The organism is uncultured Methanobrevibacter sp., from assembly GCF_937898925.1.
In the GTDB taxonomy this organism is placed as follows: domain Archaea; phylum Methanobacteriota; class Methanobacteria; order Methanobacteriales; family Methanobacteriaceae; genus Methanobrevibacter.
Window position 1 is genome coordinate 28,081 of the sequence record NZ_CALDKF010000041.1, and the last position, 24,300, is coordinate 52,380.

General features: G+C 30.5%; 21 protein-coding genes. 12 read left to right on the top strand and 9 right to left on the bottom strand.

Annotated features, from left to right (window positions below):
- Positions 1-879: 879 nt before the first annotated feature.
- Positions 880-1,839, top strand: coding sequence for an S-methyl-5-thioribose-1-phosphate isomerase (mtnA, locus tag Q0409_RS03305; protein ID WP_298535036.1), 960 nt, complete (start codon positions 880-882; stop codon positions 1,837-1,839).
- Between the two features lie 59 nt (positions 1,840-1,898).
- On the opposite strand, the gene Q0409_RS03310 is transcribed toward mtnA, so the two are convergent.
- Positions 1,899-2,996, bottom strand: coding sequence for a class I SAM-dependent methyltransferase family protein (locus Q0409_RS03310; protein ID WP_298535038.1), 1,098 nt, complete (start codon positions 2,994-2,996; stop codon positions 1,899-1,901).
- Between the two features lie 346 nt (positions 2,997-3,342).
- Here Q0409_RS03310 and Q0409_RS03315 point away from each other — a divergent pair, with 346 nt between their 5' ends.
- The 3 genes from Q0409_RS03315 (at position 3,343) to dph5 (ending at position 6,131) form a co-directional block, all read left to right on the top strand.
- Positions 3,343-3,690: a hypothetical protein gene (locus Q0409_RS03315; RefSeq protein ID WP_298535040.1), complete on the top strand. Its 348-nt coding sequence runs from the start codon at positions 3,343-3,345 to the stop codon at positions 3,688-3,690.
- A gap of 38 nt (positions 3,691-3,728) precedes the next feature.
- Positions 3,729-4,883 (top strand): aldo/keto reductase, encoded by a 1,155-nt coding sequence (locus Q0409_RS03320; RefSeq protein ID WP_298535042.1) that lies wholly within the window; start codon positions 3,729-3,731, stop codon positions 4,881-4,883.
- A 450-nt stretch (positions 4,884-5,333) separates the two neighbouring features.
- The gene (gene dph5 / locus Q0409_RS03325) at positions 5,334-6,131 is read left to right on the top strand and encodes a diphthine synthase (protein WP_298535044.1); all 798 of its coding nucleotides are present in this window, start codon (positions 5,334-5,336) and stop codon (positions 6,129-6,131) included.
- Positions 6,132-6,996: 865 nt separating this feature from the next.
- Here the strand turns inward: dph5 and Q0409_RS03330 are convergent.
- Positions 6,997-7,230 (bottom strand): hypothetical protein, encoded by a 234-nt coding sequence (locus Q0409_RS03330; RefSeq protein WP_295605615.1) that lies wholly within the window; start codon positions 7,228-7,230, stop codon positions 6,997-6,999.
- 312 nt (positions 7,231-7,542) lie between these two features.
- On the opposite strand from Q0409_RS03330, the gene Q0409_RS03335 reads away from it, so the two are divergent.
- Entirely contained in the window at positions 7,543-8,184 is a 642-nt protein-coding gene (locus Q0409_RS03335) for a queuosine precursor transporter (RefSeq protein ID WP_298535046.1), read from the top strand.
- A gap of 227 nt (positions 8,185-8,411) precedes the next feature.
- On the opposite strand, the gene Q0409_RS03340 is transcribed toward Q0409_RS03335, so the two are convergent.
- On the bottom strand, positions 8,412-8,963 hold the full coding sequence (locus Q0409_RS03340; protein ID WP_298535048.1) for a helix-turn-helix domain-containing protein: 552 nt from the start codon (positions 8,961-8,963) through the stop codon (positions 8,412-8,414).
- Between the two features lie 946 nt (positions 8,964-9,909).
- Here Q0409_RS03340 and gdhA point away from each other — a divergent pair.
- The 5 genes from gdhA (at position 9,910) to Q0409_RS03365 (ending at position 16,452) form a co-directional block, all read left to right on the top strand.
- Entirely contained in the window at positions 9,910-11,244 is a 1,335-nt protein-coding gene (gene gdhA / locus Q0409_RS03345; protein ID WP_298535050.1) for an NADP-specific glutamate dehydrogenase, read from the top strand.
- Between the two features lie 368 nt (positions 11,245-11,612).
- Complete coding sequence (locus tag Q0409_RS03350; protein ID WP_298535053.1) at positions 11,613-13,991, top strand: hypothetical protein; 2,379 nt, start codon at positions 11,613-11,615, stop codon at positions 13,989-13,991.
- 331 nt (positions 13,992-14,322) lie between these two features.
- Complete coding sequence (locus Q0409_RS03355; protein ID WP_298535055.1) at positions 14,323-14,901, top strand: sugar O-acetyltransferase; 579 nt, start codon at positions 14,323-14,325, stop codon at positions 14,899-14,901.
- 114 nt (positions 14,902-15,015) lie between these two features.
- Positions 15,016-15,414: a PaaI family thioesterase gene (locus tag Q0409_RS03360; protein ID WP_298535057.1), complete on the top strand. Its 399-nt coding sequence runs from the start codon at positions 15,016-15,018 to the stop codon at positions 15,412-15,414.
- Between the two features lie 96 nt (positions 15,415-15,510).
- On the top strand, positions 15,511-16,452 hold the full coding sequence (locus Q0409_RS03365; RefSeq protein WP_298535059.1) for a M48 family metalloprotease: 942 nt from the start codon (positions 15,511-15,513) through the stop codon (positions 16,450-16,452).
- 84 nt (positions 16,453-16,536) lie between these two features.
- Here Q0409_RS03365 and Q0409_RS03370 read toward each other — a convergent pair whose 3' ends face one another.
- The 3 genes from Q0409_RS03370 to Q0409_RS03380 form a co-directional block, all read right to left on the bottom strand.
- Positions 16,537-17,490 (bottom strand): hypothetical protein, encoded by a 954-nt coding sequence (locus Q0409_RS03370; RefSeq protein ID WP_298535061.1) that lies wholly within the window; start codon positions 17,488-17,490, stop codon positions 16,537-16,539.
- An 83-nt stretch (positions 17,491-17,573) separates the two neighbouring features.
- Entirely contained in the window at positions 17,574-18,431 is an 858-nt protein-coding gene (locus Q0409_RS03375) for a hypothetical protein (protein WP_298535062.1), read from the bottom strand.
- A gap of 556 nt (positions 18,432-18,987) precedes the next feature.
- Positions 18,988-19,323, bottom strand: coding sequence for a hypothetical protein (locus Q0409_RS03380; protein ID WP_298535064.1), 336 nt, complete (start codon positions 19,321-19,323; stop codon positions 18,988-18,990).
- Positions 19,324-19,410: 87 nt separating this feature from the next.
- Here Q0409_RS03380 and Q0409_RS03385 point away from each other — a divergent pair, with 87 nt between their 5' ends.
- A complete protein-coding gene (locus tag Q0409_RS03385) occupies positions 19,411-20,787 on the top strand; it encodes an MATE family efflux transporter (protein WP_298535066.1) in 1,377 nt (458 codons plus the stop codon).
- A 10-nt stretch (positions 20,788-20,797) separates the two neighbouring features.
- Here Q0409_RS03385 and Q0409_RS03390 read toward each other — a convergent pair whose 3' ends face one another.
- Both Q0409_RS03390 and Q0409_RS03395 read right to left on the bottom strand, forming a co-directional pair.
- Positions 20,798-21,715 (bottom strand): hypothetical protein, encoded by a 918-nt coding sequence (locus Q0409_RS03390; RefSeq protein ID WP_298535068.1) that lies wholly within the window; start codon positions 21,713-21,715, stop codon positions 20,798-20,800.
- Between the two features lie 10 nt (positions 21,716-21,725).
- A complete protein-coding gene (locus tag Q0409_RS03395; RefSeq protein ID WP_298535071.1) occupies positions 21,726-22,544 on the bottom strand; it encodes a protein-ADP-ribose hydrolase in 819 nt (272 codons plus the stop codon).
- Positions 22,545-22,756: 212 nt separating this feature from the next.
- Between Q0409_RS03395 and Q0409_RS03400 the strand changes: the two genes are divergently transcribed.
- On the top strand, positions 22,757-23,563 hold the full coding sequence (locus tag Q0409_RS03400; protein ID WP_298535074.1) for a DUF169 domain-containing protein: 807 nt from the start codon (positions 22,757-22,759) through the stop codon (positions 23,561-23,563).
- A gap of 88 nt (positions 23,564-23,651) precedes the next feature.
- Here Q0409_RS03400 and Q0409_RS03405 read toward each other — a convergent pair whose 3' ends face one another.
- Positions 23,652-24,176: a hypothetical protein gene (locus Q0409_RS03405; RefSeq protein ID WP_298535076.1), complete on the bottom strand. Its 525-nt coding sequence runs from the start codon at positions 24,174-24,176 to the stop codon at positions 23,652-23,654.
- Positions 24,177-24,300: the final 124 nt, after the last annotated feature.

Here is a 24,300-nt window from a genome sequence, read left to right on the forward strand (position 1 = left end):
TTTCTCTTTTTTTATTTAATCATCAATTTTTTTAAATTTCATGTATAGTTTATCATATATGGAAAAAAGATTATACATTGCCTTATTTTTTATTTAACGAGTTTATAATCCTTAGATTTTTCAAAATATTTATATACTACTTTTAATATAGTATTAATCACAAGATTACTTGTAAATGTTGGTCAAATGGACGGTTACAAGAGTAATATAAAATGATTTAATGTTTATTTTATGTGGTTATTTGGGGAAATTTGGCCACATAAATAACATTTTCTATTTTTTTTAAATTTTATACTTTTTTAAAGGAAATCAATTTTTCACAATTGTGTAATTGTGATTTTTTGAAATAATTTTTATGAAACTTTTTTATATTGTGTTTTTTCACATTTAGGCTAATTTTATATCTTTTTTTCATCAAATTATAATTGAGAACATTCTTTTTATGATTAGAGTATAGTATTTCCCCTTTAACTATATAAAAAATACTACAAGAAGCATAAAAGTTGCATTTTATATAGCTGAATCTTGTTAATCGTTCATTACCAACATAATTTGTATCAAGATTCTTCTAATGGGGGGAGATAATGAGTTTTTTCATAGAGGGTATCGTTTATATCTTGTTCGGTACTTTTTTAATTTTGCTATGGTTCTTTATCGAGTTCCCTAGATAAAATTTTATCAAGAATCTGATTGAAGTTTTTATTAGTTCTTTTGTGTATGCTCTTTATTAATTTTTCTTAATTTAATTATTTGGAGGATGTTCTCATTTTTTCATATCTAATTTTTATAATAATCTATTTATTTAAAAAAGACCAATATTTTATTAATTAATCTTAATTTAAATTCATTATTTTTATCAAATTACTATTAGTGATTATTATGAGAACTTTAGAATGGGAAGACAATAAATTAAAGCTTATAGATCAAACCAAATTGCCAGATGAATTGACTTATGTTTATTGCAGCACTTATCAGGAAGTTATAGATGCAATCAAGACAATGGTAGTTCGTGGAGCTCCTGCAATAGGTGTTTCAGCTGCTTTCGGTATGGCTCTTGCTCAGATTGCAGGTGAAGATATGGAAAAGGTCGCTGTAGAAATGAAAAATGCAAGACCTACTGCAGTCAATCTTATGTGGGCAGTTGACAGAGTCATGAAAGCGGACAATATGCTTAATGAAGCAATGGCAATGGCTGGTGAAGACATTAACACTAACTTAGCTATTGGTGAATATGGTGCTGAGCTTATTGATGATGGAGATACCGTCTTAACCCATTGTAATGCAGGTGCACTTGCTTGTGTAGACTATGGTACTGCATTAGGTGTTTTCCGTTCTGCATTCAATCAAGGAAAGGATATTCAAGTCATATGTGATGAAACCCGTCCAAGAGGACAAGGTGCAAGCTTAAGCGTTTGGGAAATGCAACAGGAAGGAATTCCTGTAAAACTTATTCCTGATGTTGCAAGCGGATATCTTATGTCAATAGGAAAGATTGATAAGGTTGTAATCGGTGCAGACAGAGTGGCTTATGACGGTATTGCAAACAAGATCGGTTCATTTATGGTTGCTCTTGCAGCTAAACGATTTGACATTCCATTCTATATAGCCGCTCCTTTCTCTACATTTGATAAGGAGATTTCCATCTTTGATACAGTTATTGAAGAAAGGGATCCTAATGAAGTAATTTACTATGGTGGAGCAAGAATCTGTCCGGAAGGAACTGAAGTTATCAACCCTGCTTTTGATATAGTTCCTAAAGACTTGATTACAGGAATCATTACAGAAAAAGGAGTAATTGATTTAAACAATTTAGAAAAAGACTTTAAAGATCTTTTCTAAATCATTTCTTTTTTTATTTGGTTTTAAAAAATTCTATTTATTTTTAAATATTTTCTTAGCTATTTTTTATCAGTAACTTTACAGTCAATAGCCACATGCCACATTCCTGGACTTGATGATTTTACTTTACGTGTATTTAGTATCTCAACTTCCTTATTTTGCTTTTCACAAGCTATTTGTGCTCTTTCTATTCCTTGTGAAAATCCATCTGAAAATTCGTAGTAGTGAATGACTCCACCATCCTTGCATAATGAAACAGCTAAATCAAGGAATTCAGGGGCTAATCCTGGAAGATTCATGATTAACCTGTCGAATTTCTTGCCCTTCAATTCATTTAAAGCAACTTCATTTGTATCTCCGCAAATTGCAGTGATGTGGGCATTATCCTTAAGTTTATTTAACTTAATATTCTCATTTAAGTATTTGATTGCATATTCATTAATGTCCACTGCAGTGATATTCACATTCTTTTCATGAGCTATTACAATTGGAAACGGTCCGATTCCTGCAAACATATCGAGGATTTCCTCTCCATCGTGTGTTGCTTCCTGAACTCTTTTCCTTTCAGTTGCAAGTCTTGGTGAGAAGTAAACGTTTTTGACATCCAATTTCAATCTTGTGCCATGTTCCTTATGGATTGTGATAGGATTGTCCTCTCCAGCGATAAGTTCAAGTTCCCTAACTCTTGTAACACCTTTAACTGCACTTTTTTTCATATACACAGTTTTTCGTTTGGTGAACTGAAGAGTGGCTTGACCTATTTCCTTTTTATGGGCTTCAAGATCTTCAGGAATCTCTACAATGACTACATCTCCAATGATGTCAAAGGATTTTTTAAGCTCTTCAATTTCCTCTTCACTTAATTTGTCTTTAAGAAGTTCTGTTATGCTTCTTGGAAACCTCTTTACAGTTTCGAGGTCTTCATCTTGGCTTAAATCTATTATTTCTATTGTATAATTATCATTTTGCTTAATGATTTCTTCCTTGCATTCTTCCATTACTTTTGAGAGTGTCTCATCATCTGTTCCTTCTTTAATTGGAATATGTCCGAAACCATTTTCGACTTTAATCTTATAGTCAAAGTCAATAATCTTATGATTTAGTACAATTTGCCTTGTCGCCTCTATATTCTGCACTGGAATTTTTAGTGTTAACATGGTATCTTTTATTAAATTAGTTTTAACCTTGATAATTTTACTATTTGTTGTATATACTTTAAGTTTTATCAATCGTTATTTTATTCAAATCAATAGTTTTTTCGTATCGAATTTCCAAGATTTGTTTTATTATTTTATTATTTTAAATTGTTTTTCTCTTTTGAATAAATATTTAATTTTTATTGTTTTTAAGATTATCTTATCCTTAAATCATTTTTTAAGAATTATATATATTGTCCTTTAACATTAATTTTATATATATAAAATTTTAGATTATATATTATATTCATATTACTTGAAGTATTTTTGAAATATTTGAGTTTATCATTATCTTTAGGTGATAATTATGGGTTGTTTTAATGAGACAACTAGTGTGAAGATAAATAAGCAGAAAAAGGATCTTGCCAAATCAAAGGGATTGAAATTGCAGGATCTTTTGGATCATGCCCTTAATGAGGCTTTAGGATTTAACTATTATCCCATGAGTGAATTAAGACTTTTGGAGATAGACAATGAAATTGAATCCTTGAAGATTCAAAAGGAAAAGGCAATGAAGGATTGTCAAAAGAAGATTGATATTCTTATCAGTGGCTTGATTGAATTTAAAGAGGAAGAAGCAGCTCAATACGATAGGAAAATCAGACAATTGGAATTGGAAAAGGAATACAATAAACAGATGTTATATAAAGATTAGACTTATAAATGAATTATTAATGCATTAGGAGATTAAATATGAAGAATATGGGATTTGGAATGATGAGATTGCCGCAGCTTGATGAAAATGATTTCTCAAGTGTAGATTTTGAACAAGTTAAGAAGATGGCAGACGTTTATATGGAAAATGGTTTCAATTACTTTGACACCGCTTACGCTTATCATGATGGAGTAAGTGAAGTTGCTTTAAGAAAAGCGGTTGTAGAACGTTATCCAAGAGACTCATTTGTGATTGCAGACAAGATGCCAACTTTCTTAATCACTGAAGAGTCACAAGTGGAACCGATTTTCAAGGAACAATTGGAACGTTGTGGTGTAGACTACTTTGATTATTATATGGTTCATAATGTAAGCAGCTTTTCCGAAGCCGGATGGAAATATGTAGATACCTTCGGATTTTGTAAAAAGATGAAAGATGAAGGTAAAATCAAGAAGTTAGGTCTTTCCACTCATGCAAATGCGGAATTCTTGGACAATATCTTGAAGGAACATCCTGAAATGGAGTTTGTACAATTGCAGATCAATTACCTTGACTGGGAAAATGATGGTGTGGAATCCAGAAAATGTGTGGAAGTTGCTCATAAGTATGATTTGCCAATTATTGTTATGGAACCATTGAAAGGAGGATTCTTGGCAGATCTTCCTGAAGAAGCAGAGAAAAAATTGAAAGAGTATAATCCTGATGAATCTCCAGTATCCTGGGCATTACGTTATGTAGCAGGAATAGATGGAGTATTCATGGTGTTGTCTGGTGCAAGCAGCTTGGAGCAAATGGAAGAAAACATTGGTTTCATGGATGACTACAAGCCACTTAATGATGAAGAGCATAAGATTATTGAGGACGTTACTCAAATTATTAACAGTAACATTGCAATCCCTTGTACTAAATGTAATTACTGCATTAGTTCATGTCCTTCAAATATCATGATTCCTAAATTGTTTGACTTGTATAACAATGAGAAGATTCAAGGTTTAAAGGTTGGTGAATTCACTGCAGTTGGTAATGCGTATAGGAACTATTCCTGTTTGGAAGGAGTAGGTATTGCTTCTGACTGCACTGGCTGTGAAGCATGCATGAAGGAATGCCCACAACAGCTTGACATTGCAAGCTTAATGCCAGAAGTTGCTAAAACCTTTGAAACAGAAGTGTACGGATTTACTAAAGATGAATGATTAGTTTTTTACTTTTTTTATTTCTTTCAGTTTTTCATTTTCATTTTTTTACATTTTTTACTTTTTTTATTTCTTTCTATATTTTATTACACAAAATATCATTTTTTTTAATTATATGCAAATCCCTTAACTTCCAATTATCTTCTTTATTAGGATTTGAAAAATAGTTTTATATCATACGAATATGACACGAACCTTTAAATATAAGTTATGTATAAAATATTATTAGCTGTTTATAAAACAGCTACGCTTTTTTTTTTAAAATAAAGTGGTGATGTATGGTGTAAAAAGGGTTGCTTTTTAACGTGATAAGCAGGTTTATGGTGGGCCTGTGTTATTAAGCGCCCTTTTTTTATTAATCTATTTTTACTTTTCATTTAAAATTTAACCTTTATTTCGTTATTTTGATTGTAATTAGATTGATTTTATTGATATTATTTAAGTGATTTTATGTTTTATTTGGTTGGTTTAGGACTATTCGATGAAAAGGACATATCTTTAAAAGGTGTGGAAGCATTAAAAAAAGTGGATAAGGTTTATGCTGAGTTTTTCACTTCACGCTTGTTCGGCTCTAATTTTGAAAAGATTGAATCAATTATTGGAAAGGAAATCATTGTTCTTGACAGAACTCAAGTGGAAGAGGAATCAATCTTTTTAAAGGAAGCAAAAGATATGGATGTTGCATTGATTACTGGTGGGGACCCTTTAATTGCTACAACTCATTCTGATTTTCTAGTTGAATGTGCAAGAAAAGGTATTGACTTTGAAGTAATTCATGGATCAAGCATTTTATCTTCAGCGCCAGCTATTTCAGGCCTTCAAGCATATAAGTTCGGTAAGGTCACAACCATTCCATTTCCGGATTTGGAGTATAACTATTTCCCTAAATCCCCTTACATTGCTATTGAAGAGAACTTGAAGATGGATATGCATACATTGGTTCTATTGGATATTCAAGCTCATAAGGAAAAGTACATGACTGTAAACGAAGGTTTGGAAAATTTAATGACCATCAAAGATAATCTTGATCATGAAGGACTCGTTAATGAGGACACCTTGGCTATTGGAATTGCAAGAGTGGGATCAAAGGATAATCTTGTAAAGGCAGGATATATTAAGGACTTGATTGATTTTGATTTTGGTGGCCCTCTTCATTGTATAGTGATTCCTTCTAAATTACATATTGTTGAAGCGGAATACTTGGTGGAAGTTGCTGGCGCTCCAAAAGAAATCCTTGATGATATTTAATTCATGATCTTTTGATTAATTTTAATCTTTTTTTAAAAATAGTAAATACGGTTTTAATAAGTTTGTAAAAATTTTAAAAATAGTATTAGTTTGCTAAAAAAACTTGAAAAATAGTAAATCATAAAAAAATTGGAAAGAACATAGTAGTTAGTTTGTTAGCTTCTAATCTTTTAAAAAATTTTTAAAATTTATTTTTACAATATAAATCATAAAAATTCCGTTTTACTATGTTCTTTAATGAAAATTACTATAAAAAATTTATAATATTTTTCATTTTCCCAATGGATGTTAATCCTATACTTATTTTTATTTTTTTAATTTATAAATATTTTCATATTTTAGAACTATTTTTAACATTGCTAATAATTAAAATATTTTTAGTTTTTTATGAAAATATTATCTTTATGTTTAAAATATTAAAAAAATAATAATTAATTGACTTATGAAGACATTTCCTTAATTATTTTATGTTTAAAAAAGAGATTTAAAATAAGAGGATATTTTTTTATCATCTTTTTAAAAAATTAATAAGTACTTTATAATAGTATTTAGGTAATTTGTATAAGATAATTGCAATTAAGCAAATATCAGTTTTTAAGGTAATTTATATAGGACTTTTTTAATTAAAGACGATAGTCAAATATCCTCTTATATTAATATTATTGATTAATAAATTATTTTTATTGGAGATTATAAATTTATTAATATGATATGTAATTATATACACATCGTATAATATTATGTTATGAGGGCTTATAAATTTTTCGTTTTAATTTTCAAGGATAAAAAAATCAGATATTATTTAAGATATGAAACATGTTTTATTTCATTATGAAATCTTTTAAAAATTAGATAAGATCATCTCTTATTTTCTATTTCTATTTGCATTCAATTCATATCTTTTTGGGCTTCCAACATCTTCATGAGCCTGATTGATGATGTAAAGGAAAACTCTCTTGTTGAGATTGTACTTTTTTGAAAACTTTTTATAAAGAGCGTATTTGCTTCTTCTGTTTCCAAAATAGTCTATTTTTTCCAAGTATTCCTTCTTGATTTCCTCAATTGGACTTAGATCTTCTTGGTTGTTTTTGGAGCTCATGATTCAATTCCCCAGTTTTAAAAATTAGATAATGATAATAATCTTTTAGTTTTATTAGTTCATTAGTTATATTAATTCTATTAATTAATATGTTTATAAATTATATAAAATTTTCTTAGATTCAAAAAAATTTTGCCGATTTAATGAAAATTTGTATAAGTAATACTAAATATTTATATTAGATTAAGTTAAATATAATTATGTTGTATGAAATATCTTATTTTTTAAAAATCTTCTTTTTAAATTAATATTTCATTAACTGAAAATATTTTAATCTATTATTTTAACTTTATTAGATTAAGGATTGATTAAATGGATTTAAATTTTGACTTTACAGAAAAAAGAGTAATACTCACAGTATTCTTCTGTATGGCTTTTACCATTGCAAACTTAATTACAGTTAAGATTATCAATATTAATTTCTTAGGTATGGAAACTCCTGCAGGAGTATTAATCTATCCTTTAGTATACATTTTAACTAACGTAATTGCTGATGTATATGGTGAAAGAACTGCACAAAGAACCCTTGTATTAGGTATTGCTGCTGATGTATTATTCGTATTTATGACTACTTTAATATTATTCTTGCCATCCCCGGATTTCTTTACTGGTGATGCAGCATTATCCTTTGTATTTACTCAAACCCCAAGAATTCTTATCGCTTCATATATCAGTTACTTAATTGGTAACTTGGTAAATGCAAGATTGACTACTATTGTAAACGAAGGTAAAGCTTATGCGTCTGGAATAAACTTATTGGTTCTTGCTTTCAGTGAATTTATAGATAACTTTGTATTCATTGGATTGGCATTTGTTGGTGTTTACTCAGTTGTAGATATTTTAATAATGATTATCACTCACTGGATACTCAGTTTAATCTGGACAGCTATTGCTCAACCATTCACTACCCTGACTGTAAGATGGGCTGAAAAAGGAAAACCTGCTGAAGCTTAATTAATTTAAAATTAGTTATCAGAGGAATATTAATTAGTTATATCAAATTAAAATTAAATTAAAACATTTTAAAAAATGTGAATTCATATTTGATTTCACATTTTAATATTTTCTTTTTTTATTGGAATTATATGGATTTATCATTTTCTATTTTTGCTATAGGATATTTTTTTATTAGAAATTTTTTTATTAGAATATTTTTTCTAGATGGGCCGTTTTTGATTTTTTTAAATAATTACCATTTTTCCTGCATTTGTAAGGTAATATTTTTCATACTGTTTTGTTTGTCCCACCAAACCGTCTTCCATTAGGCTATTGATGTGTTTGTAGACCATAGCTCTTGAGATTCCCACATTCTTTCCAATCAGGATGGCTGTTTGCTCTGATTCTTCAAGTGTTTTTAGAATCTTCATTTTTGTTTTGGATAGGTTTATGCTTAATTTTGGCATTTGAATTGCTTGGTCATTAAAGCAATAGTAAATATGGTCTGCACTTTCCTTATTTGCAACGAAGTTTAATATTGATCCAATGAAGTTTCCATCAGTTGCAACAAAGATTTCATTTCCCTCTTCTTTAGAATTTCTAATTATGTATGTTAATTGTTTTGAAGCTTCAATGGCACTTGTTGTACTGATTTTAATGTTTTCCTTCATCATGTACTGATCAAGCAAGCTGGTTTCGTTATAGTTTGTATATACGGATATCAGTTTTTCGATTCTGTTTTTCATAGCTATGTCTAAAAGTTCTTTCCCCTTTAGGTTTGATATCAAGATTCTCATATAATCCCTCATTTTCTAAAAATTTTAAATTTATTAGTGTTCAAGTTTTAATTGTATAATTTGTTGTACTGTTTATAAAATAATTATTTTAATTATCATTTTGTTCAATTTTGACTGGCACTTTGTTTTCCGACCAATGCCGATTAATGAAAAACTTAAATTATATTTGTTATATGAAAATTATTTCATAATTTTTTTAAACAATGTTTATTTTTTTATTTAATTTTTCTATATTTTCTAATATTATCGTAAAAAAATTTATTTTGTTCAAATATTTATAAAATAATGGTTTGATCTAATTTTAATTTTTCAAAAATTTTTCATGAAATTTCGTTTTAAAAATAATTTTTCGCCATTGGAAAAATTAGCTTTTTTCCTTAATAATTTGCCTATATTTGTTAGTATTATTGCTGATTATTATTAAATTTTTTGTTTTTGTCTACCTTTAACATTGACTTGTCAATATATTATTTTCACTAATATTTTTTATTTTAAAGCTTTATTTGAGATATTTTTTATTTTTATTTTTAATTTTTTCATATGAACTAAAATTTGTCTACCTTTAATATTGAATTGTAAATAAAAATTTTTTAAAAATAGGTACCTTTATATTGAATATTATTCAATTTATAATTAGGCATCAAATCGGAAAAGGTTTTCCACTATCATTTATGATAAGTGATCTTGTCTGAAAATGTCTAAAATATTATTTAAATTCTTTAAATAATGTTTTATAATGATTAATTTACTAATATTTACTTATATTTGCTTAGAAATAGCTGAAAATAGTTAAATGTCTTTTGTAGTTAAGTATAGTTAGTTGAAATATAGTTGAATTTTGTTAGCTATTTTTAATCAATAATAATTAATTATTAGTTAATTAATTATTTCAAATTTAAAGATATCTTAAATTCATTTTTTTATTTAAACAAATGGAGATTAAATTATGTCCTATGTTGATGAAGTAATTGACTTAATTGTTAAAGAAAACCCTGATGAACCTGAGTTTCATCAAGCTGTAAAAGAAGTATTAGAATCTTTAAGAGTCGTAATCGAAGAAAACGAAGAACAATACAGAAAAGATGCACTTTTAGAAAGATTAGTCAACCCAGAAAGACAAATCAAATTCAGAGTCCCTTGGGTAGACGACAACGGTCAAGTACAAGTGAACACCGGTTACAGAGTACAATTCAACAGTGCAATTGGGCCTTACAAAGGAGGTCTCCGTTTCCACCCTTCCGTAAATGTCGGTATCATTAAATTCTTAGGATTTGAACAAATCTTCAAAAACTCCTTAACTGGCCTTCCAATTGGTGGAGGTAAAGGGGGATCCAACTTTGACCCTAAAGGAAAATCTGACAGAGAAGTTATGGCATTCTGTCAAAGCTTCATGACTGAACTCTGCAAATACATTGGTGCTGACACTGATGTTCCAGCTGGAGATATCGGTGTAGGTGGTAGAGAAATCGGTTACTTATTCGGTCAATACAAAAGAATCCAAGGTTTATACGAAGGTGTGCTCACTGGTAAAGGATTAACCTTTGGAGGATCTCTCGCAAGAACTGAAGCAACTGGATATGGTTTATTATACTTCACTAACGCAATGTTAAAAGCAAATGACATTGATATTGCTGGAAAAACCATTGCAGTATCTGGTGCAGGTAACGTAGCAATTTACGCAATTCAAAAAGCTCAACAATTAGGAGGAAAACCTGTAACCTGTTCCGATTCCACCGGTTGGATTTATGATCCAGAAGGAATCGATGTAGAATTATTAAAAGAAGTTAAAGAAGTTAGACGTGAAAGATTAACTGCATATGCTGAAGCAAGACCATCCGCTGAATACCACGAAGGTAAAGGTGTATGGACTGTAAAATGTGACATTGCTCTTCCATGTGCTACTCAAAACGAGTTACAATTAGAAGATGCTAAGACTTTAGTTGCTAACGGAGTAACTGCAGTTGCTGAAGGTGCAAACATGCCTACCACTATTGAAGCAACCGAATACTTACAAGAAAACGGTGTTTTATTCGCACCAGGTAAAGCTTCCAATGCTGGTGGAGTAGCTACTTCCGCATTAGAAATGTCTCAAAACTCCCAAAGATTATCTTGGACATTTGATGAAGTTGATTCAAGACTCCAAACCATTATGGAAAACATCTTTGCTAATGTTGATGCAGCAGCTAAAGATTACGGATTTGAGAAAAACTATGTGGTTGGAGCTAACATTGCTGGATTCTTAAAAGTAGTTGACGCAATGAACGCTCAAGGAATCGTATAGGTCTTCTATACTTTCTTTTTTTCTTTCTTTCTTTTTTTTAAAATTTTTTTTATTCTTTTATTTTTTAATTTTATTAATTTTAATATTTTATAAATCTTATTAATTTTAATATTTTATAAATTTTATTTTTGGGCTGAAAAATCCTATTTTTTATTCTTCTTATATTTTGTTTTTTATCTTTTTAATTTTAAATATTTGTTTATTTTAATTAATTCGTATTTTTTGTTCTTTATATTGTAAATTAAGCCTAATTATTGGTTTATACAATGTAAGTAAGCACTTGCATTCGATTATCTTTATATATGTTTCAAAACATAATACTACTATCAAAATGCAAAATTATTAAGATTTCTAAAGGGATGAGATCTATGAAAACTGAAAATAATATTTTTAAACCAATATTTTTATTGATGGTTGTTTTTTGTGTTGTCTTAAGCATGTCTTGTGTATGTGCTGCAAATGACATTAACGACGCATCAAATGTATATGAAAATTCTGTTGATTTTGAAATCAATAACGTTGAAATTAGCGCTATTGATGATGAAACAAGTGCTGCTGAATTAAATGATGCTTTAGATGAAGTCAAGGACAACAATGTTCACAAGACCTCTAAAAATACTTTGGATGAAGTTAAGGACAATAATATTCACAAGACTTCTAAAAAGGCTTTATCTAACAAAAGAGCAGTTAAAACTCCTGGTACTTATGAGGATTTCGTTAAGGACCTTGGAAATTTAACTCCAGGTTCAGTTGTCAAATTAACTAAAGATTATTATTTGGATTCCAAAAATTACCATTTCCTCACTTTAGACAAAGAGAACGTTACCATAAATGGTAACGGCCATAAGATTATCGGCTACAAAGGGGATTCCAGAATCTTCAAGGTCACTGCTGATGGTGTAAAGATCAATAATCTTGTTTTTACCAATCCGGATTATGAGTTAAGTAACAGTGAACTTTTACTTCATCTACCATCTAGTAGTCATGTAAAAGTCAGTAACTATGGTTACAGCCCAGTTGTAGTGAACGGAAATCATGATGAAATTAACGGATGTAAATTCATAGCAACCAAAGCTGTAAACGGTGGTTCAATCTTCTGGACAGGTAATTACGGTAAAATTAATAGGTGCAGCTTTTCCAATGTTGAAGCAAAATCTTTCGGTGGAGCTATATATATGGAAGGGTTCCGTAACATAATCAGCAGCTGCCGTTTCGATAACTGTTCTTCTGGATTAACTCAGGATGCAATATATCTCGAAAACGGTCAAAAAAATGCAATAATTCAAAAATGCATATTGGATAGAAACTCAAAGATCTATGATGGTAAAGGATCTAGTTTGAATGTTAGCCTTTTTGCTGATTCATACCCATCAAAAGTAGCTGACAAAGATATTGAATTATATGGAATGTTATATTACGCTTTAGGTGAAGGAGGTACTCACTACCTCGATAAGGATACCTGGTACTACTGTGATTACTATAATGAATCACATGATGTGGTATTGAATGTCTTCAGAAACTTTGCCGACACTGGAATATTGTTTGGTAAAGGTTACCACTTCAAAAATGTATCTGCAGTATCAGATGTATTTGCATTAACTCAAAACTTTAACTATCAATTGGACTACACCCTTATCAAAAACGTTTATGTCGCTGACAGCAACGGTTACTCCGCTGCAATCAAGACAACTGGTGGATGCTTTGAGTCTGTTATGGGGTATCTGTTTGAAAAAGCTGATTCCAGCAATCCATCTTACATCAAAACCAAATTATTAAACATTGTTCTCCCAGAGGGAATGACTATTGATAATGGCGAAACCATTATGGCTTCCAATCTTGGATTCGATGTAATTAATATTGATGGTCACGGATCACATATCAAGACCACATCCAAAGATGATGATGAAAACAAATGGATAAGTCTTACCAATAATGTTATTTTTTGCGCTAATAACTTAACAGTTTCCGGATTCAACACTGCAATTGCAAACATGGCAGGACAATGCATATTCGACAATGTCTTATTTAAGGATAATCGTATGGATTACACTTTTGATAGAGATTGGGGTGCTGCAATGCTTAACTTAGGTGTTGTAATTTGCAACAACTGTTCTTTCGAAAACAACTACGCTAAAAACGGTGGAGCTATATTCAACCAAGGAACCTTAATATTGGAAAACTGTTTATTCGCAAACAATAAAGCTTACGGTGAAGGTAATGATGTCTGTGTTGGAGATAACGGAAAAGTCATCCTCAACGGTGTATCTTTAAATGGCACCACAGGTCCTGTCACCTTTGTTAAAAGTATGTCTACTACCAATACTTATATTACTGGTGCTTTGTGTATTGGTGTAAGTTTTGTTGCAGGTTTTGTCACTGGTGTTATCACTGCTAACCCTGTAGTAGGTGCTGCTGTAGGGGCTGCTGTAGGAGCAGCTGTAGGCTCAGCAGGGACTGCTTATATTGTTGCTAACCATTATGATGTAAATTATGATAGAGTCAAGACTGCTTTGATTGTGATTGGTGGATCTGTTGCTGCTGGTGTAGCTGGTGGTGTTTTAGGAGGTCACTTATCAATGGCTTCAGCTGCGGATTCAGTATCAGAAACAGCATCAGTATCAGATACAGCATCAGTTTCAAGTGTTGACGCTCCATTAGCTGATTATAGTGTTGTGGATGGAAATGTGATTGATAATCATATATTATGGGATTTTGAGCAAAATATACCGCTTAAACTCTTTGATTAATTCAAAATATCATATTTATTTTAAACATGTTCTTTTGGATTGGGATTCTACTCATCCCATGAACTCAAGTCCAATAAAATAATTTTGCATAAAAACTTAAGACTTTAAATAGGATTTCAATCTAAGGAGCATGTTTAAATAATCTCTTTATCTAGGATTTCAATCTAAGGAGCATGTTTAAATAATCTCTTTATCATTTTTCTATTTTTTCTCTTTTCTTTTTTATTTCCTATTTTCTCCCTAAAAATGTGCTGCTTTTTAATTTAATTGCATTTTTCCAATAAATTCTTGTTTATAAATATTTATATTTTATAAAATTCAATTTAATATTATGTTGGAACTTAAAAAACTGTTAGAAATTTTTAATGCAGGTGAAGCTTTGGTCATGGATGAAGAAGCGGCTTTTGCATGCAATTATTATTCACAGGAAGCTCAAAAAATCACATTTGAAATTAATGGCAAATATCATGATTTTGAAGAAATTAGAGAATTATTTTCACAGTTAATTGGAAAGGAAGTTAGTGAGGACTTCAGGCTTTTCCCTCCATTCACTACAGATTTTGGAAAAAACATACATCTTGGTAAAAATGTCTTTATCAATTCTGGTTGCAGATTTCAAGATCAGGGAGGAATTTACATTGGAGATAATGCATTGATAGGCCATAATGTTGTAATGGCTACTTTAAATCATGATGAAAACCCTAAAAGAAGAGCTAATTTGATTGCGAATCCTATTAAAATAGGTAATGATGTTTGGATAGGTTCAAATGCAACTGTTTTACCTGGAGTTACAATAGGTGATGGTGCAATCATTGCCGCTGGAGCGGTTGTGACAAAGGATGTTGAGGAATGTTCCATAGTTGCAGGAATTCCAGCTAAATTCATTAGAAAGGTTAAAACTGATGAATAAGAGGATTTATATTATTTCTAAACCTTATTAAGTAGAATAATCTTTTAAATGATTTTGAATATAATAATATTATTTATAAATTACTTTTATTCACATTTCAATTAGGTGATTGTTTTGACTACATTTGAATCAATAGAAGAAGCAAGAGAATTTTTCAATGGAGATAAATTTGCAGCAAAATTGGGGATTCAGTTAGATGAGCTTGGAGAGGATTATTGCATTTGCAGTGTAGAGATCAAGGAGGATTTCAGAAACGGTTTCGGTGCTGTAATGGGTGGAGCTATATTCACTCTTGGAGATTTTGCATTTGCAGTCATGTCCAATCAACTGCACAAGCTGACAGTAGGTCTTCAGGTAAGCATAAACTATTTAAGTGGAGCAAAAGGAGAAAAGCTTATAGCAAAGGCTACCGTCTGTAAAGATGGAAGAACAACCTCTGTAATAAATGTTGACATTACAGATGACACTGGTAGGGAAATTGCCCAGTTTGTTGGAACTGGATATAAAATGTAGATTTTTATTAAAAATAAATTTTCAATTAAATATAAATAAGTTTTATTAATGAACAATATATAATATTTTAAGTGATTAATTGTTTTTGGTGATAAAATGGCAAAGGATCAAAGAAGCAGTTTAAACCCATTCACTGGCAAAAGTCATTTTGATATAGTAAATGATGATAAGTTTCTAGAGGATTCCTACAGGCAATATTACGGTATGGTCCAACAGGCTCAAGTTCTAGACAATGCTCCTGAAGGTCAATTGGTTAGGGCTGTTGCTGTAAGATTGATTAAGGCAGTGGAAGCATATCTTACACAAATTGGCAGAATGGACTATATTCAAGATTATTATGATTGGGACGTGCATTTATTGGCTGATAAAACCGTAAACGCATTTTGTATGCCTGGTGGAAAAATAGTGATGTTTTCAGGTATTCTTTCTATTGCAAATACCGAAGAAAGAATAGCTTTCATTTTAGGTCACGAAATGGCACATGCATTGCTTGACCATTCAAGAACCCGTGCAAGTGTAGAAAGCGCTAAAAACACTGTTGCAACTGCAGGTTACTTTGGAAGCTTCATTTTAGACATTTTTGGTTTAGGTGCAATAGGAGACATTACAAGAGCATCAATCAATGCTGCAAACATAGGGTCTGACTTTTTATTCGTAAAGCCATTTGGAAGAGACCAGGAATTGGAAGCAGACAGATTAGGTATGTTGATTATTCATTGGGCAGGTTATGACATCAAACAAATCCCAGCATTTTGGGAAAGTATGAGTCAAAGAGGAGGAAATAATTTTGAATTCTTCTCAACACACCCTTCTGATGAAAAAAGGATTGCAAACATGAAAGTTTTAATCGCTGAGATTGACAGTGATAAGGATTTCACTAAAGGTCCTGTAATTGGTGATGCTAAACCAACAGCAGAGTATGGTAAAGCAAATCCTGCCACTCCTAATGCTTCAAAAACTAATGCATGTCCGAAATGTGGGGCTAAAATAGATCCTGGGGACAATTTCTGTACCAATTGCGGTCAAAAGATTCAATAATTTTAATTTAATTTAAAAAGTTTATTTTTTTAAATTTTTATCTTTATTTCTTCTTTTTTTTAATTTTTTCACGTTTTTATAAACCTAATCAAACAATTCTTTAATCAAATATCTGCTTTTTTCTTCACTGTTCATGTTTTGTATTTTATAGTAATTCAAGAATCCCTCTTGAATATCATATACAAAAAACATTTTTCCATTTAATATTCCAATGTCAATTCCTTTAAAGAAGACATATTTTAAGTAGAAATTAATCAGTTCTCTAGCTTCAAATTCTCCTTCTAAGTTTGCAAACAGATTGGATACAAACATGTCATGGGCTGTAAATGTGTCGAAGCGATAATAATTTTGACAAGCTCTTTCAGCATTGTTCAGATTGACTTCTAATATATTAAAGAGCTTTTCAAATAACTTGTCATTTATGTTTGAATATTGATTTTTTATCTCATCATTAATTTCCTCATCCTCAAGGAATCTCATTATTCCATCTTCTTCAATTCTTCTCTTATATTCAATTATCTCTTCATTGATGGTGTAATATGAATCCTTGATTTCTTCACAGTTTACATTGATTCCATTCACTTTTCTTTTTTCCTCATACTTCTTGTTTCTGTAATTCAATTGTCTCGGACTGCTTTCCCTTGTTGATTTTCTGATTTTTATTGGAGGAATTACCTTTTTGAAGAAATCTATCTTAAAGTTGTATTCTGTGTAGTAATCATAGTTTCTACCCAGATATTCATTGTACTTCTCCTTATCTTCCAAGCAATTGTCTAACTTGATGATTTTTCCGACTATGATTCCAAATAGTATTCCTTCCTTGAATATTTCATCATATGCCTGCTTAATTTTCTCTTGAAGCTCTTCATATTCGTATCGGATTATGTCATTGGATTCAAGCAATATTTCAAGATCCATATTCACATCAATAAGATAATTGTGAATATTGTCTTCAACTCCCATGTTTTTCAATACAGGTTCTGTAATTTCCAAATGCTTTTCGTAAAGTTCATAGATTTCATTGATTAAATAGCTCATGCTTCCACCTTTTTTGATTAAAATATTTTTTAAAACACCCCCATGAGAATTCCATTAATTCCATTAATTCCATATCACTCATTTTAAATGCTGACTTCCGTGTCGTATTTCTTGTAGATATAATCGCTATGCTCCTTTTGAATATACATCATTGTTTCCGTTTCAGATAAGTTCCCTAATAGTTCATAAGGCATTATGTCCTTTTGAATATCTTCTATAACCAACCTCAATCCCGTTCTGATTCCTATATCCAAACCAATATCTATCATGAATTCAAAGTAGTCATCAATTATCCTTTTGATTTTATATTTTCCTCTTTTCTCTTTGAAAAATCTGGATTTGATCAATGGCCTTAAATTTTCATTATCAATTCTGATTTTTTTATTTGTTATGAATCTGACTTTTTTCTTATCTATTTCAAATTCATCTAAAAACTCTTCAAAAAGAATCTTCTTCAATTCCTTATGGTTCTCATCGATTATTTTTGATATGTATGCAACTGCTGCTATTTCAACTTCAAGTTGGCTTGGTTCATCATTTCTTGTTACTTTAAGTCTTTCGATTCCCTCATCATCAACTTTTTCAAAATCTGTTTTAGATTCATCAAATGGAGGAAAATATTCGTTGTATTCCTTCAGGTCTATATCCCTTATTTCCATTTTGCTTAGGGGAAATTCCAAGATCTTCTTTATCATATGAGCTTTCCCAAAGCCAATGCCTAACAACATTCCTTCCTTAATGATTTTTTCATAAAAAGCATCTATTAGCTTAAATGAATCTACTTCATCATTTAAGAGATTCACACTATCTAGGATTACTATCAAATCATTGTTTATATTGGGATACAGGAGACACTTCACATCAATTCCATAGTGTTTTGTCATCAGGAGGATGTTGTCTTTTTCCTGCTTTTTATACTCTTGAAAAATTTCGTCAATCATATATTTCACCTTAATAATGCTTAATATTCTTTATTTTTTTATTTATCTTCATAATATAAATTATTATCGTTTATAAAAAGTTTTTAGAATATTATAACAAAATTAAAGCAATTTTACAACTTTATTTTAATATTGATGTCATTTCGTAATTTTTCATCTAATTTTAAATTTAATAAAGTCTTTTTTATAGATGTTTATCTTGAAAAATAAGTTTTAAAAATAGTTCAATAAAAAAATTTTTTAAAAGCAGTGTTTGAAAAATTTTTAAAATTTTCAATTTTTTATTTTTGTAATTTTTATAAAATTTTAATAAATTTGCCATTATGGTATGGGTGATGTTGATAAGGTTTGATTTGTTTTTTAAAAAAAGTTTTAGATATAAAATAATGAAATATATGATTAATTAAATTAATATTCTAAATAATAACTATTTAAAATATTAATCATATTTTTATTTAAATTAATGGAATTTATTTTGTGATTTTTCGCTTTTGTGGTATCATGTTTTATCATATAATGTTTGTAAGAATCCCCAATGTCTAAATATATTTAATTTCTAACCTTTCATCTGGTCTTGAGCTTCTTTTTCCTGAACTGTTATTGAAAATGAGGAATAGCTATTTTTATCAATCATAGGGGAGATTCCTCTGAATATGCATTCGAAGTCTCCAGTTCCTGCAATATTGAAATGAATGTCTTCTCCAAGGTTAAATTCCTCAAAGTATTGCATTGTTTTAGTTGAATCTTCTACAGGAACGATGATATTGATTATCATTGATTGCTCTTTTTCATATATTTTCACGCCATTTAAATTGATGGATAATTCCTTTACTCTTGGATGTTTAATGTTTCCATACTGTTTTTTGAATATTACATAATTGTTTTCTTCCATAATATCACATCTTGATAGTTATTTATATAAATTTTGTTTTATATATAGTTATAAAGAATTAAAATAATTTAAAGAATTTGTGATAAAATGAACGATAATATAAAAAATTCTCAAGGAGTGGATTCCATTTTGGGAGATCCTAAGAAGGCCTTATGGAAGATGTCCATTCCACTTATAATTTCCTTGCTTATCACAAGTCTTTATAGCGTAATCGATGCCATTTGGGTATCTGGCTTAGGTGCAGATGCCTTGGCAGGTGTTGGTTTTGTAAGCCCTATTTTCATTGCACTCATGGGAATCGGTAATGGTTTAGGTGCCGGTTCTGCCTCTGCCTTATCAAAGTATATCGGTGAGGAAAATAGGCAGAAGGCAAATAATGGTGCAATTCATACTATTTTTATTACAGTAATCATTTCAGTGATTGCAACTATTCTGTTACTTGTTTTCCTAAAGGACATTCTGCTTGGAATGGGTGCAGGAAGTACAATTGGTTATGCAATGGATTATGGGGTAATCCTATCCTTTGGTTCAATTCTTGTTATCTTATCAAATGCATTATATGGGGTCCTTAGGGGAGAAGGTGATGCTGAGAGGACAATGTATGCTATGTTATTTTCTTCAATTCTAAATATGATATTGGATCCGATTTTCATTTATGGATTGAATTTGGGAGTTAAAGGGGCGGCTATTGCAACATTGATTTCCCTATTGCTTGTGAATGTAATTTTGTTTTACTGGTTCTACTTTAAGAAGGACACTTACTTAAAGCCATTCTTATCAAATTATAAGTTTAATAAGGAAATTACAATAGATATTCTAAAAGTGGGTTTGCCTGCAAGTTTGGAACTTATAAACAATGCATTGTTTGCTGCATTATTCTCACTTTTGCTTGTTGTTGTGGCATCAACAGATGCAGTAGCGGTTTATTCTACTGGTTGGAGAGTTGTAACAATTGCAACCACTCCTATAATTGCAATAGCTACCGCATTGATATCAGTTGTAGGTGCAAATTATGGTGCTAAAAGATATGAAGAGATTTTGGAGGCTCATAGGTATTCAATGAAAATAGCTATTCTATTTGGTTTCATAGCTGCTATAGTTGTTTATTTATTTGCTCCGCAGATAGTTTCAGTGTTCGCATACACAGGCACAAGTACAAGATTGACTCCACAGTTAATTGCATTCCTATCAGTGATAGTCATTTATTTCCCAACAATGGGTTATGGGTGCACTTCAACATTTGTTTTCCAAGGGACTGGAAATGGAATAACTGCAATGTTCCAGACAATCTTAAGGGAAACTGTTTTCACTCTTGCATTTGCAATAATTTTAGCTATTGTATTAGGTTATGGAGAATATGGTGCTTGGTGGGGAATAATCCTTGGAGAGATTGTTGTAAATACAATCACAATGATTTGGGCAGATTTGCATATTAAAAGATTGATTAAATTTAATAAGGAGTAATTCTGGAAAATTATATCTGCACAAAATATTTTATTTTTTTCAATGTTTCACCAATACTCTCTTTGAAAGGAATATATCTCTCTTTAATGTCTGGAGAAACATACCTTTCCAGTTCATCTTCTGGAACCAAGTAATAGTTCCCATTGTGTTTCACTGTTAATTCTGTGTGGCTTCTGTTAAATCTTACAAGGTTTACATTTTCATAGGATTTCACTAAATCATCAAATGGGAAACGAATTATAATTGGGGTGTTAAATCCTATTCCAAATTCCAAAAGGAGTAATTTTCCATTTAAAGCCTTTTGTCTAAAATCGATGTAATTTTGATTCTGTTCATGCCACTCATCATCCTCGACAAAGAAGCTGTCTTTTCTTAAGTTCAAGTCCATTTCCTCTCCACAAACAGGACATTTTGGGACAAGTTCAGATGGTATTTTCAAGTTTTCATCAGTTTTTTCCATCATTTCCAAGATTAATTCCTCATCATCATATAGTTTATTGTGGCATGCTTTTGAGCATTGGATTTTGCTGTATGTCCCTTGTGTTCTAAAGAATCTGTCCTTGTCAAATCCGGATTTCAGGAATTGATCATCAGTATTTGTTGTGATAACGAAATAATCCTTATCTTTCACTATGCTGAACAGTTTTTTATAAAGATCTGTCCCGTCCATTCCAAGGTTGTTTACATAAACGTGCTTTGCAAAATAGCCCCATCGTTCTTCTGGGCTTTTGAATGGATAGAACATGGAAGTGTACATGTCTTCAAATCCGTATTTTCCAATAAATTCTGGGAAGTTGTCTGTAAACCTTTTCCCTGCATATTCCACTCCTGCAGCAGTTGATAATCCTGCTCCAGCACCTATCAATATATAATCAGCTTCATCAATCAATTCTTTTAATTTTTCCACTCTTTTATAGTAGTCTTCCATGTAATTCCCCCTATTCTAGATTTCTTCTGTAGATTTCTGTAGCTTCATCTGAAAATGTATTGAAGATTATCCGTTCAATGCTTGTATTTGGATTATTCTTCAAATAGTTACTTACAGTTTCAATAGCTAATTTAGATGCTTGGTCTTTTGGAAAATTGAATACTCCAGTGGATATAGAACAAAAGGCTATTGATTTTAAGCCATATTCATCTGCAAGCTCTAAACAGGATTCATAACAGCTTTCAAGTTCCTTTATTTCCTTTTCATTAGGTTCTTGTCCATGGTCAATTGCAGGACCTACAGTATGAATGACATATTTTGAAGGAAGGTTATAAGCAGATGTGATTTTTGCATTTCCATTTGGCTCTTCATGGCCTTGCTCTTGCATGATCTTATAGCAGCCCATTCTTAACTGGAATCCTGCAGCTGAATGAATTTGATTGTCAATGCAGTTGTGCAGTGGAATGAAGCAACCTAACATTTGTCCATTTGCAGCATTTACAATTGCATCCACCTTAAGGCAAGTTATGTCTCCTTGCCACAATGCTATTTTTGAATTTATTTCATTAGGATTTTGACTAATCGGATTTATGTCCATACATGAAATCAAATCCTTATTATTTGTTTCTTCACTGAGGATTTGGTCTTGTATCTCATAAAATTCATCACTTAATTGAACTGGAGTTTGTATATTCATCAATGCTCTAAGCAATTTTCTTTTCTCTTCGTAGTCATTAGGGATTTCCATATCATTATCTATTCTTTCATTGGTGGAAATCAATTCATTTATGAGAAAATTTATTTCAATGTTTTTATCAAATTCTTTCATCTTTAACCTCATGAATCTTCTTTTCTTTATTATATTAATTATTGTTCGCATATATTTAAATCTTTTTTGTAACTGGGAAGTAACTTGATTTTTTTATACAAATACTTAATTTGATTAATAATCCTCATCTTTCCTTTAAATAGTAAAATCTTTATATTTCATAGCATAAATCTAAAATTAAGTAAAATAATTATTTTAAGGGTTGTTTTAAAATGGAATTCAATATTGTAAAGGAATTAAACGGTCAATTTGATCCTATTGTCTTAATCAAAGCTGATGTAAAGCCAGAGGATGCATTGGCTCCTAAAGCAGGTAGGGGCGGTTGTGTAATGTCTCTTGTTGGACAAACAATTGCAAAGAGAAAAGTCACTGCTTTTGGTCGTGAAAACATAACTTGTGGAGGAGTGTCTGCAGGTTTTGGTTGGGGAACTGGATTCAAGACAGATGAAGACAGAGCATTTCAAGCTACCTTTTTATCTTTAGGTACAGAATCAGCTAAAGATAAGGATGCATTTCTTCATAGGTTAAGCTTCATGCCTAAGCCAACTCAGGAAATGTTTAAGAAAGGGGAAAGAATCTTTTCAGATTTTGACACAGCTTATGAAAACATAAAGAACAGGCCTTTATATGATGAAGGGCAGTATGTAATCTTCAAGCCGATAGAACTTCTTGAAGAAGGGGAAGTTCCGGATTCTGTTGTATTCACATTAAACACTATGGAATTATCCGCAATACTTCAATTAAACGGTTCATTCAGAACTGAAAGCGCCCACATAATGACTCCTCAGGCATCTGCATGTCAAGCTATTGGTGCATTCACTTTTGAGCAAAATGATAGTGATGACCCAGTTCCAGTATTAAGTCCACTTGACTTTGCAGCAAGAGCTCATATGAGAAGACTGATTCCAGATGAATACATGAACTTGTCCATGCCTTGGAAACTGTTCTTGAAATTAGAGGAACTTAGTAAAAACAGCGTTTTCCAAACTCATTTCTGGGATGACTTTGGAAATAAATAAAATAAAAAAAGCATTTTTTTAATAAGTAAAAAAGTAAAATTTCATTTTTTATAATGAAATTTCACTTAAATTTTTTATAAAACTATTTTTATACATAAACATAACGTACAACATACCTTGTTTGATATTTTGGTTGTGTCGTATAATTATATTTGTAATATGTTGTGTTATTTGTTGTAACATGTACTGGTTTAAAATATTTTATAGTAACCTCATCATTTTCTATTGATTGCTTATATTTGTTATCACCTGGGAAAATTGCTGAAACTTTATAAGTTCCATTTTTTAAATTCTCTATATATCCTTCTCCCCATCCATCAGTAGTTAAATTATATTCCTTTGTAACGTTTTGTTCATCAGTTAAATTTACAAGAATAGTTTTATTCTCAATTTCAATCCTTTTTGGTGTATCATTTGAGTGGTCAGTGTAACTCAAGAAAATATGTATCTCTCCAGTGCCATTTGGATTAGAATAATCAACACCGCTGCATTCTATGTCAGTATCGATCTTGGGAGTTAATAAAAATACTACTCCGGCTATTATGATTATTAATGCAAGAATTATTAAAATCCATTTTTTATTAAATATTCCTTTTGGTTTTCCATCTTCCATTTCATCACACCCATAAGATTTAAGTAAATTGAACAACTTTTATTTTTTTAAGATTTTAATATTATAATTAATATTCAAATTTACTATATAACTATATGTAACTATGAATATATAATTTTAATGA